The sequence below is a fragment of the Streptomyces sp. NPDC051219 genome, assembly GCF_040682335.1.
GTDB lineage: Bacteria > Actinomycetota > Actinomycetes > Streptomycetales > Streptomycetaceae > Streptomyces.
In genome coordinates, this window is the sequence record NZ_JBFBAS010000055.1 from 21,167 (window position 1) to 32,792 (window position 11,626).

Consider the following 11,626-nt stretch of genomic DNA (forward strand, 5'->3'; position numbering starts at 1 on the left):
GCGGTGCCCGCGGCCGGCCCGGGGGCCCTGTACGGACGGTCCTGTCATGCCGAAGACCGCCCGGACAGGGCCTGGTCGGCGCCACGGGGGACGTGGTTGCGCCGACGTCGGTCAGCCGAGCAGCGTGCCGCCGCTGGCGTCGATGAAGGCGCCGGTGATCCAGCGCGCGTCGTCGGTGGCGAGGAAGGCCACGACGTCACCGACGTCCTGCGGCTCGCCGACCCGGTTGAACGTGGACAGGGCCGCCATCTGCTCGACGACCTCGGGGATGTCGAAGGCCGGGTTGCCGTTGCGGGTGATGCCCGGTGCCACGCTGTTGACGGTGATGCCCCGCGGGCCGAGCGCCTTGGCGTAGTGCAGGGCGAGCATCTCGACGGCCCCCTTGGTCATCGCGTACGCGATTTCCTGGGGGTTCGCGAACCGGGTGAGGCCCGAGGAGATGTTGATGATGCGCCCGCCGTTGGGCATGCTCTTCAGCGCGCGCTGGATGATGAAGAACGGCGCCTTGGCGTTCACCGCGACGAGGCGGTCGAACTGCTCGGGCGTGGTGTCCTCGGGGGCCACGCCCCCCATCACCCCGGCGTTGTTGACCAGGATGTGCAGATCGGTCGTGCCGGTGCGCTCCTTCAGGCCGTCCTCCAGGCCGACGAAGAGCTCGTGCACGTCGCCGGGGGTGCCCAGTTCGGCACGGACCGCGAAGGCCCGGCCACCGTCCTTCTCGATCGAGGCGACGACCTCGTCGGCCGCCTCCTTGTTGGAGGAGTAGTGCACCGCGACCAGTGCGCCCTCCTGCGCGAGGCGCGCGGCCGTCGCCCGGCCGATGCCCCGGCTCGAGCCCGTGACCAGCGCTGTCCTACCGGTGAGCCTGCCCATGTTGTGTACTCTCCGCTTCTTGGAGTTGTTGGCCGTTACTGAGACCGCCGGGGCACCGAACCAGCGGTGCAGGGCGGTGGTGAGATCCGCTTCGCCGTCCGAGCCGGCCCACGCGACGTATCCGTCCGGGCGAACGAGAACGGCGCCGGCACCGGCGAACGCGCCGCTTTCCGGCAGGAGTTCGGCGGCCACGGCGTCCACCCGGCCCGCCCACGGCGCGGCCGTGCCGAGCGGCCGGGCGCGGTGGTGCTCGTCGCCCGACATGTCGAGCAGCAGTCCACGGCCGGAGCGCAGCAGCGCCGTGGTGGTGGTCCGGCCGCCGGCGACGGCCAGTTCGGCATGCGGCAGGCGGGCGCCGAGCAGGGGATGCCCGCCCGGGCCCACGTCGTGGCGGATGTCCAGGCCGGAGATCATCCCGGCCAGGTGGGTGCGTACGTCGTCCTGTCGGACGAGCTCGCCGAAGACACCCCGGACGGCTTCGACCTCCGGGCCGCCCAGCAGGAGCAGGGCCTGCGCCCCGATGTTGCCGAGAACACGCCGGCCGACCGCGTGACGCTCCGAGTGGTAGCTGTCCAGCAGCCCTTCGGGACCGCGTTCGGCGACCTGCGCGGCCAGCTTCCAGCCGAGGTTGACGGCGTCCTGCAGGCCGAGGTTGAGAGCCTGCCCGCCGATCGGCATCTGGGCGTGGGCGGCGTCCCCCGCAAGAAAGAGGCGGAAGTCGCGGTACTGCGTGGCCTGCCGGGAGACGTCGCCGAAGGCGTTGACCCACACCGGGGTTCCGCCGCCGATGTCCTCGCCGGTGACGCGCTTCCAGGCATCCACGATCTCCGAGAACTCCGGGTCCCCGGTGCGGGGCCGGACGGTGCGCCCGAACTCGTGCACCATCACACGTGTCACTCCGTCGGGACGGCGTGCGGCGATGGCGAGTCCGTGCTCCAGCCGCTGGAACCGGCGGTTCGGAATCTCGATGCCGGCCACGTCCGCGCGGATCAGTTCGCGGGACGCGTCGGCGCCGGGGAAGTCGAATCCGCCGAGGCGGCGGACGGTGCTGTTCTCCCCGTCGCAGCCGACGACACACTTGGCGCGCAGCCGTGCGGGGCCGTCCGGGCCGAGTGCCTCGGCCTCGGCGTAGTCCTGGGTCACGGTCAGCCCGCGCAGCTCGTGGCCGCGCAGGATGACCGCGCCCAGGCCGGTCGCCCAGTCCCCCAGCAGTTCCTCGGTGCGGACCTGTGGGACCTTCCACTGGCCCGGGTGGGGGCCGGGGAGAGTGAGGTCGAGCGGGATGCCCCCGAAGTGCCCCATGACGTCGTTCGGGACCGGACCCAGCCCGTCGAGCAGGCCACGGCTGTCGAGGATCTCCATGGTGCGGGCGTGCAGGGTCGACGCCCGCGACTCCGTCGTGGGGGCGGTCAGCCGCTCGAGGACGACCACCTCCGCTCCGGCCAGGCGCAGTTCACCCGCGAGCATCAGCCCGACGGGTCCGGCGCCGACCACGACCACCTGGGTCTCCGTGTAGTCGCCGGCCATGGTCAGTGCTGCTGCTCGGCGTAGTTCTTGGCGTGGCCGAGGGTGGCCCGGCTGTTGGTGCTGAGGGCTGTCCGGACGTACTCCCGCGCCTCGGCGACGCCGGCGTCGGGTCCGAGGACACGGGTGATGTTCTCGGTGTTCAGCACGACGGTGTGCTGCGAGGAGGCGGCGACGCCGTCCTCGGTCTCCGCGAATGTCCAGTAGCCGGTGTGCAGAGTCATCAGCGCCGGCAGCGTGACCTGCTTGTAGGCGATCCTGTGGTGCGGGAAGCACACCCGGTACGACTTGGTGGTGTGCGTGGAGCCGTCCTTGGCGCGGGTGTCCATCTCCAGGATCTGCAGTCCCGGGGAGACCTCCTCGAGACGGACGGTGGCCACGTGCGGCAGCCGCTCCTGCCACCGGTCCGCCTCGTTGATGAAGTCGAAGAGGTCCTTGGCGGAGCCGTTCACCCGGATGGTGTCCTCGAAGGAGAACGTCACCTCGGCGGCGGCATGAGCCAGTTCGACGTTGGTCTTGAGGGCGGCCAGCTCCGAGCGGGAGTTGCGGTCGACGGCTTCGTCGATCCACTTCAGGTTCTCGGGGTCGTCGTCGATCGCCCGGTAGTCGTGCAGCAGCCGGATCCTGGACTCGCCCTCGGAGAGCGGCTCGATGATCCAGGTCCCGCCCATCGAGGCGACCGGCGGGGCAGAGACCTCCTGGCGGAATGTGATGCGCAGCGCCTCGGGGTCGAGGGTGCGGCGCGAGGTCCAGTTCTTGACCTCGCCGTTGGCGGTGGCCCAGATACGGATGCGCTCCTCGTTCTCACCACGCTCGACATGGTCGACGTACACGGTGGGCGGGAAGATCCGGGGCCAGTTCTCCACCTCGGCGATCAGGCGGTAGACCTCGGTGGCGGGGGCTTGCACGGTGATCTCGTGCTCGACCTCTTTGGTCATGGGTTGCGGTGTCCTTGTCCGTCGGTGCGGGTCAGAAGTTGCCGAGACCGCCGCAGACGTTCAGCGCCTGCGAGGTGATGGAGGCCGCCGTGTCGGAGGCGAGATAGCCGACGAGACCCGCGACCTCCTCCGGCGTGGAGTAGCGGCCGAGCGGGATCTTGGCCTGGAACTTCTCGAGGATGGCCTCCTCGGTGGCGCTGTACGCGGCGGCGTAGCCCTGGCGCACGCGCTGGGCCATCGGGGTCTCCACGTAGCCGGGGCAGACCGCGTTGACGGTGATGCCGGTGGGCGCCAGCTCGTTGCCGAGGGCCTTGGTGAAGCCGACGACGCCGTGCTTGGACGCCGAGTACGGCGCACCGAGGACGACACCCTGCTTGCCCGCGGTGGAGGCGATGTTGATGATCCGGCCGCGGTTCTTGTGGCGCATGCCGCCGGTGGTGAGCACCTCGCGGGTCAGCCGGAAGACGCTGTTGAGGTTGGTCTCGATGACGTCCAGCCACAGCTCGTCGTCGATGTCGGCGGTGACGCCGCCGCCGCTGCGGCCGGCGTTGTTCACCAGTACGTCGACGCCGGTGCCGAAGCGGTCGACGGCGGCCTGTACGAAGGCGCGCGCGTCGTCGGAGGAACGGACGTCGAGGGTGGTGCCGTCGGCCTCCAGGCCCTCGTCCTGAAGCTGCTTGACGGTCGAGGCCACGTTCTCGGCGTTGCGCGCGCCGAGGAACACTTTGTGTCCCTGCGTGGCCAGGAGCCGGGCGGAGGCCAGGCCGATTCCGCTGGTGGCGCCGGTGACGAGCGCGACCCGCTGGTCCTGCTGCGACATCTTGTCTCTTCTCCCGTGGGTGGTTGCGAAGGACGCGGCCGCCGGGCCGGTGTGCGCCGGCACGGCGGCCGCCGGGCGGTCAGGCCGCCACGGATTCCTGGAGGTGTGCGTTGACGGCGGCTATCAGGCCGCGCGGGGTGGGGTTCTCGGCGAAGACGTCGTCGTCGAGGGCAATGGCGTACTCGCGCTCGATGCGGCCGGCGGTCTCCAGCAGGGCCAGCGACTCGTAGCCCAGCTCCTCGAAGTCGGTGTCGAGGATGTCGCCGTCGAGGTCGACGCCCTCGTCGGCGCCGGCTCCTTCGAGGAGGATGCGCTTGAGGTCGTCGAGCGTGAATTCCTTGGTGGACATGGGGATTCCTTCCTGGGTTGGTGGAAACGGCCCGCGGGCGAACGAGAAGCGCCCACCGTCGACCGGGGGAGGATCGGCGGTGGGCGCCGGTCGGTGGGGACCGGGGGTGTCCGGTCCTAGTCGACGGCCCGGACGACGACGGCGGAGTTGAAGCCGCCGTAGCCGCGGGCGAGGACGAGCGCAGCGCGAACGGACGCGGTGCGCGGCTGGGTGGTGACCAGGTCGATGTCGTACTCGGGCGACAGGGTCACGTTGGTGGTGGGCGGGATCAGGCCCTCGCGCATGGACAGCACCGCGGAGACGACGTCCACGGGCGCGGCGCCCGAGTACAGCCGGCCGGTCATCGTCTTGGGCGCGGTCACCGGCACCCGTCCCGGGCCGAACACGGCACTGATCGCCTCGGCCTCGACACGGTCCAGCTCGGGCGTGCCCGCCGCGTCGGCGAACACCACATCGATCTGATCCGGTGCGAGTCCGGCGTCCGCCAGCGCGAGTTCGATCGCCCGGCGCAGACCGGGCTCGCGGCCAACCCCGGACTCCGAACCGGGGCGGACCCGGTCGGGCTTCGGGTCGAACGTCGACGCGTAGCCGGAGATCTCACCGTAGATGTTCTGCGCGCCACGCGAACGGGCCGCGTCGGCGTCCTCCAGGATGAGCAGCGCCCCGCCCTCACCCGGCACGTAGCCACTGGCCTCGGCATCGAAGGGCACGTAGGCCCGGTCGGGATCGTCGCTGGTGCTCATACGGCCGTTGGCGAGCTGCGCGACCCAGCCCCACGGGCAGATCGAGGCGTCGAAACCGCCGGAAAAGATCAGCTTGCTGCCCTTGCGGATCTGCCGGCGGGCCTGGGCGATGGCGTCGAGTCCGCCGGCCTGGTCGCTGACGACGACGCCACTCGGACCGCGCATGCCGTTGCGGATCGAGATCTGGCCGCTGTTGACCGCGTAGAACCAGGCGAAGGACTGGTAGGCGCTGACGTACTGACTGCCCTGGCTCCACAGCTTCTTCAGCTCGTTCTGGCCGAACTCGAAGCCGCCGGAGGTGCTTGCGGTCACCACCCCCATGTCGAACTCGGGGATGTCGCCCGGCCTGACACCCGCGTCCTCGAAGGCGCAGTCGGCGGCGATCAGAGCGAGCCGGGTCATCCGGTCGGTCTGTGGAATCAGCCGGTTCGGCAGGTGGTCCTCGGCGACGAAGCCCTGAATCTCGCCGGCCAGGCGGGACGGGTACTGCGTCGGGTCGAACCGCGTGACGCGGCCGATGGCGTTCTTGCCGATCCGGGTGGCCGCCCAGAAGTCGTCCACGCCGAGCCCGTTGGGTGTGGCGACGCCGATGCCGGTGACGACGGTCTTGGGGGTGTCGGCGCTCATGCGGCGCTCCTTTCGGGACGGGCCAGCACCATCGCGCTCTGGAATCCGCCGAACCCGCTGCCCACCGTCAGCACCGCGTCCGTGATGTGCTCACGGGCGGTGAGCGGCACGTAGTCGAGGTCGCACTCGGGGTCGGGAGTGTGCAGGTTCGCGGTGGGTGGCACCACGTTGTTCTCCATCGCCAGCACGGACGCGGCGATCTCGATGGAGCCGATCGCGCCGAGCGAGTGGCCCACCATCGACTTGATGGAGCTGACCGGCGTGCGGTAGGCGTGCTCGCCGAGGCTCAGCTTGAACGCCGCGGTCTCGTGGCGGTCGTTCTGCTTGGTGCCGGAGCCGTGTGCGTTGATGTAGTCGATGGCCTCGGGGTTCATCCGTGCCTCGTCGAGCGCGACGCGGATCGCCTCGGCCATCTCCCGGCCGTCGGGACGCAGTCCGGTCATGTGGAAGGCGTTGCAGCGGGAGGCGTAGCCGGCGATCTCGGCGTAGATGTGGGCGCCGCGCCTGCGGGCGGCCGTCAGCTCCTCCAGGACGAACACGGCGGACCCCTCGCCGAGTACGAACCCGTTACGGGTGCCGTCGAACGGCCGCGACGCGTGCTCGGGGTCGTCGTTGCGAGGAGTGGTCGCCTTGATCGCATCGAAGCAGGCCATCGTGATGGGCGAGATCGGCGCATCGGTGGCGCCGGCGATCATCACGTCGGCGGTGCCCTCGCGGATCAGCTCGACGGCGTGGCCGACCGAGTCGAGACCTGAGGTGCAGCCGGTGGAGACCACCGTGTTGGGGCCCTCCGCGCCGACCGCCCAGGCGACCTCGGCCGAGAACGAGCTCGGCACGAAGTGGTTGTACAGATGCTGCGGGGTGTAGGTGTGGTCGACGAGGTCGAGCCGGCCGCCGTCGCTGACCACTCGGTATTCGTCGTCGAGTCCGGTGGTCGCGCCGACCGCGCTGCCGATGGTCACCCCGGTGCGGTGCGGATCGAACCCGGCCAGATCCAGACCGCTGTCCACCAGCGCCTCGCGGGCGGTCACGACGCCGAACTGGGCGGCGCGGTCCATTCGCCGGATCTCCTGCGGGCTCAGGCCGTGCAGTTCGGCGTCGAAGTCCGCCTCGGCCGCGACCTGGGAGCGGAACGAGGAGGGGTCGAAGAAGGTGATGCCCCGCGTCGCCGTACGGCCCTCGCTGAGCAGACTCCAGAAGTTCTTGGCGCCGATACCGCCCGGCGCGAGCACTCCGATTCCAGTGATTACTACCCGGCGCCCCACTAGAGGTCGCCTCCCCTCATGTCGGGGGACGGCTTCACGAGGACGCCGTCCAGTTGTAGAAGCGGGTGGCCATCGCGTCCGCCGGCGAACGCCAGGTCGCCGGGTCGTAGGCCTCGATGAAGGGCTTGAGGTCCTCGCTGATCCCGACGAAGCGCGGGTCGGACTTGGCTTGCTCGATGAGCTCTCCGCCGTTGTCGCCGTCGAAGTCCTGCAGGTGGAAGTACAGGCCCCGGTACGAGAACAACTGGCGGCGCCGGGTGCCCATGCGGTGCGGCATGTCGGTGGAGTCGAACTCGCCGAAGAGCCGGGCCACGTCCACGCCGGCTGCGGGGTCCATACGCGCCACGATGAGGGTGCTGTGCATGTGTCTTCTCTCTTCCTTGGTCGGTCTGCCGGACCGGCGCGCGGGCCGTCCGGGGGTGCCTTCTCGGGTCAGCGGCCCGCCGCGGGCCGGTAGAGGCGCACAAAGTCCCGGACGCCGTCGGCGACGATCTCGTGGGTCTCCTCGTCGGTGAGGGGAAGGGCGCCGTGGAACGACCGGTGGGCGACCGGGCTGGCCACGAGGAGGATGAAGCGGCCCGCGGCCCGGCCTGCGTCCTCGACGTCGAGCAGGCCCCGCCCGGCGAGCTTGCACAGGTGGTGGGCCAGCACGTGCTGGGCCTGCTGCGGACCGACGTTGCGCCACACCTCGATCACCTGGGCCGGCAACCGGTCGATCTCCGCGCCGATCTGTCGTACGAGTCGGAAGTGGTCCGGGAAGTCCAGCAGCGGCTGCTGCCAGGCCCGGCCGAAGGCGACGAGATCGGCCTCCAGGTCGGTGACCTGGGACAGGTGGCGGTCGGCAACGGTGGACAGGGCGGTGGCCACAGAAGCGGCACTGGACAGGACCACCGACAGCAGGAGCTGGTCCAGGTCCCGGAAGTGCGTCAGAAGGGTGCTCTCGGATACGCCGGCCTCGGCCGCGACGCTCTCCAGGCGGGCCCGGGTGCATCCGTCGCGGGCGAATACCTTGAGCGCGGCCCGCTCGATGGCGCGGCCCTCCTCCGCGGATCCTGGGCGCGGGGCGGGTGCGGTAAAGGTCGTCATGCGTGCCTCCTGAAACGGTCGGGCGACAGCGGGGCCGACGGGGAGTGGTCCTTATGCCGAAGCACCCCTACAGGGCGACGCGTCCGGTGGCGGGGCTGCCGAACCATCGCTCCAGGGCCATGGGCAGGTCGTGGTGGCTGCCCGGGGCGGCCCACGCGACGTACCCGTCGGGGCGGATCAGCACGGCGGCGGTGCCGTGCAGCGGAGTGTCCTCGGCGACACCGTGCGGGGCCGCCGTCACGATGTCGACGCGTCGGGACCAGGCCGCGGCCCGGTCGCGCAGGCGGGCGTTGTCCGTCAGGTCGAGCAGGACACCGCGTCCGGCGTGGAGCAGCTCGGTGCTGCTGGTCTTGCGGGTCTCGCCGACCAGCTCGAGGTGCGGCATGCGCTTGCCGAGCAGCGGGTGACTGCCGCTGCCGACGTCGTAGGTGATCTCCAGTCCGCTGACCATGCCGGCCAGGTGGCGGCTGACGTCCCTGTAGGTGATCAGTTCGTTCAGCACGTCGCGCAGCGGCTGTACTTCCGGACCGCTGAGGAAGAGCAGGCCCTGTGCCCGGGTGTTCATCAGAAGACGCTTGCCGACCGGGTGCCGCTCGCCGTGGTAGGTGTCCAACAGGCCGGACGGCGCCCAGCCGTTGACGACCGCGGCCAGCTTCCAGCCGAGGTTGACCGCGTCCTGGATGCTGGTGTTCATGCCCTGTCCGCCGGCGGGCAGGTGGATGTGCGCGGAGTCGCCGGCGAGGATGACCCGGCCGCGACGGTATTCGGCGACCTGACGGGTGGCGTCGCCGAACGCGCTGACCCACACCGGTTCACCGTGCGAGATGTCGCTGCCCGTGAGGCGCTTCCAGGCCGCCGCCACCTCTTCGAAGGTGGGAGGCGTGGTGCGCCGCTGGGGCGGAGTGCCGCGCTCGCAGACGATGAGGCGGGTGATGCCTCCGGGCAGCGGGCCGACCATGACCATGCCGCCGGGGAGGGTCTCGCCGATCATGCGGGGTTCGAGGTCGAGCCCCTTCACGTCCGCGAGGTACATCTCCAGCGTCGCGGCCGTACCCGGGAAGTCGAAGCCGGCCGCCTTGCGTATGGTGCTGCGGCCTCCGTCGCAGCCCACCAGGTAGGAGGCGCGCAGGGTGTGGACGCCTTCGGGGCCGCGGACCTCGACCTCCACGCCGTCGCCGTCGTCCGTGAAGGACAGCAGTTCGTGGCTGCGCCGGATGTCCGCGCCCAGGTCGGTGACCCACTCCTCGAGCTTGGTCTCGGTGACGGACTGGGGGACGGTCTTGGCCGCCTGCCAGGCGCCCTCGAGCACCCCGTAGTCCACCGGCAGACCGCCAAAGTGGCCCTGGTTGCTGGTCTCGATCTCGCCGAAGCGGGGCAGCAGGCCGCGCTGGTCGAAGACCTCCATGGTGCGCGCGGTGAAGCCCAGTCCACGGGACTCACCGGTGCGCTCCGCCAGTCGCTCCAGGACAATGACGTCAACTCCCGCGAGCCGAAGTTCACCGGCGAGCATCAGCCCGGCCGGACCGGCGCCCGCGATGATCACCGCAGCGTCCATGTGCCTCTCCTTGGGTGTGATCGGGATATACGCCAAAAGAAAATGGCTTGGCTGCCGCATTGACGACGAAGGCGTCGTGAGAACCGGAAATCAACACAGTTCAGCGGAGGTTATGGATGAGCTTCTTCGCTTTCACCGGACGGGTCAACCCGCATTCATTCAGATCTATGTCAGGTTCTGTCAGAGACATGTAAGACCGGATTGTTTCCGCAACGGGGCGAGCATTTTTTGTGACCTGCGCCACTCCAGATCGGTGCGGAGCCGGGGCAGATGGCGGAATCGGCCGGGAGCGGCAGGAGCCGCGCGACCCGTGCCGCGTGCCGCGTGGCGCACACGAGAATTCCCGTACAGGTTCCCCAGGCCGCGCCGAAATCGACTACACGGAACTCACAAATAGCAGCCCCATGCCTTGCCCGGCGGCGAATGCCGGAAATAGCGTTGCCGCCGTCCGACGACATGGGGGGATTCAAGTGAGTCAGACATTCGGAACGGCCACCGTGCTGACCGTGTGCGAGGGGGCGGGCTGCCGCCGGCAGGAGGCTGCGGGCCGGGCCCGCCGCTGCGCCGAGGCGGCGTCCCGGCTGTGCTCCGGCTGCTGGGACCGCCTCGCCCTCGATCTGCGGGGACTGCCTCGGCTGTATGAGGAGTGCGGTCTGCGGCTCGGCGGTTCCGATCAGCCGCGTGAGCGGACGTCAGGTGGCCCGCTGCCCGGTATGCCCTTCAACACGGCGGCCGCCGAGACTCGTTCGGCGATCCAGGGCGTGCTCCGCTCGTGGGCGGCTGTGGTCGTCGCGGAGCGGCGGGTCACCGCGCCCGGAGGGACGGTCTCCGCGCTCGCCCTGTTCCTGGCACGGCACGCCGGCTGGCTCGGTGGGCACCAGGCCGCGGCAGACGTCTCCGAGGAGGTGGCCCGGCTGGTCCGCCGTGCGCGCCGGGTGATCGACCCGGACCCGCTGCGCCGGGTGCCGATCGGCACGTGTGTGGAGCCGGACTGCCGCGGTGGTCTGACGGCCACCGTACGGTCGCAGCGCCCTCAGGTACCGGCCGAGATCATCTGTGACGCGGACCCGGCCCACCGCTGGCTGGGTCACGAGTGGCTGCAGTTGAGCCGCCGCATGGCCGGCGGCCGCCGTACGGTGCCCGACGCGGGCGAGAGCGCCGCGGATACCGAGGACGCCGCCGACGCCGCGGTGCGCTGGGTCGGGGCCGCGGACATCGCCCGGATGTGGGGCATTGCCCCTGGCAGCGTCTACCGGCACGCCAGTGAACAGCAGTGGCGCCGCCGCACCAGGGCCGGCCGCACCCGGTACCACGACGAGGACGTCCGCCGGACGCTCGGCGGGCGCGCGGCGCGCGGTTAGGTCCTGTCCGGGCGGACACAAGGCGGACACAAGGGGTGGCCCTGTGCCTGCTCCCGCTGCCCCGCCGCGTCACCAGTGACGTTCCTGCTCGGCCATGTGGCGCCACGCGACCCCGGCGCTCCGGGTATTCGCCGACGGCGTGGGGGGCATCTGCGCGCTGCCCGGAGCGGTCCGGTACCGCGCTCATGTGCGGCCCGGCTCGGCGCTGCCGGGTCGGGCCGCACACGTACACCCAGTTGTTCGGCACGCCCCGTGATCGGTGAGGCCGCCGGTCCACTCGAAGTGACATCCGGCGCACTCCATGCGCAGCGGTGCGGGCCCGGCCGCCGTGGCGGTCGGTGGGGAGTGTGAGGACGCGTGCGGCCCGGCCCGCACCGGCGGGGGACGGGATCAGTCCTTGATTTCGCAGATGGTGGCGCCGGAGGTGACGGAGGCGCCGACCTCGGCGGCCAGGCCCTTGATGGTGCCGGAGCGGTGGGCGTTGA

At 70.7% G+C, this 11,626-nt stretch carries 10 protein-coding genes; 1 reads left to right on the forward strand and 9 read right to left on the reverse strand.

The genetic code is table 11. The features are described 5' to 3' along the window. Window positions 1-111: 111 nt before the first annotated feature. From AB0M62_RS32895 to AB0M62_RS32935, 9 genes are all read right to left on the reverse strand, one after another. A complete protein-coding gene (locus AB0M62_RS32895; protein WP_366078010.1) occupies window positions 112-2,400 on the reverse strand; it encodes an SDR family oxidoreductase in 2,289 nt (762 codons plus the stop codon). Between the two features lie 2 nt (window positions 2,401-2,402). Next, a complete protein-coding gene (locus tag AB0M62_RS32900; protein ID WP_366078011.1) occupies window positions 2,403-3,335 on the reverse strand; it encodes an aromatase/cyclase in 933 nt (310 codons plus the stop codon). 31 nt (window positions 3,336-3,366) lie between these two features. Further along, complete coding sequence (gene fabG, locus AB0M62_RS32905) at window positions 3,367-4,155, reverse strand: 3-oxoacyl-ACP reductase FabG (protein WP_366078012.1); 789 nt, start codon at window positions 4,153-4,155, stop codon at window positions 3,367-3,369. A gap of 79 nt (window positions 4,156-4,234) precedes the next feature. Beyond that, window positions 4,235-4,504 carry an acyl carrier protein gene (locus tag AB0M62_RS32910; RefSeq protein ID WP_366078013.1) on the reverse strand — a complete coding sequence of 90 codons (270 nt, stop codon included), beginning with the start codon at window positions 4,502-4,504 and terminating at the stop codon, window positions 4,235-4,237. A 116-nt stretch (window positions 4,505-4,620) separates the two neighbouring features. Then, complete coding sequence (locus AB0M62_RS32915; protein ID WP_366078014.1) at window positions 4,621-5,874, reverse strand: ketosynthase chain-length factor; 1,254 nt, start codon at window positions 5,872-5,874, stop codon at window positions 4,621-4,623. Further along, the gene (locus tag AB0M62_RS32920; RefSeq protein WP_366078015.1) at window positions 5,871-7,139 is read right to left on the reverse strand and encodes a beta-ketoacyl-[acyl-carrier-protein] synthase family protein; all 1,269 of its coding nucleotides are present in this window, start codon (window positions 7,137-7,139) and stop codon (window positions 5,871-5,873) included. The genes AB0M62_RS32915 and AB0M62_RS32920 overlap by 4 nt, the downstream gene beginning before the upstream one ends. Before the next feature lie 34 nt (window positions 7,140-7,173). After that, the gene (locus AB0M62_RS32925; RefSeq protein WP_366078016.1) at window positions 7,174-7,503 is read right to left on the reverse strand and encodes a TcmI family type II polyketide cyclase; all 330 of its coding nucleotides are present in this window, start codon (window positions 7,501-7,503) and stop codon (window positions 7,174-7,176) included. Between the two features lie 68 nt (window positions 7,504-7,571). After that, window positions 7,572-8,225 (reverse strand): TetR/AcrR family transcriptional regulator, encoded by a 654-nt coding sequence (locus tag AB0M62_RS32930; RefSeq protein WP_366078017.1) that lies wholly within the window; start codon window positions 8,223-8,225, stop codon window positions 7,572-7,574. 67 nt (window positions 8,226-8,292) lie between these two features. Next, window positions 8,293-9,780: an FAD-dependent monooxygenase gene (locus AB0M62_RS32935; RefSeq protein ID WP_366078018.1), complete on the reverse strand. Its 1,488-nt coding sequence runs from the start codon at window positions 9,778-9,780 to the stop codon at window positions 8,293-8,295. A 470-nt stretch (window positions 9,781-10,250) separates the two neighbouring features. Between AB0M62_RS32935 and AB0M62_RS32940 the strand changes: the two genes are divergently transcribed. Next, on the forward strand, window positions 10,251-11,141 hold the full coding sequence (locus tag AB0M62_RS32940; protein ID WP_366078019.1) for a hypothetical protein: 891 nt from the start codon (window positions 10,251-10,253) through the stop codon (window positions 11,139-11,141). Window positions 11,142-11,626 lie beyond the last annotated feature (485 nt).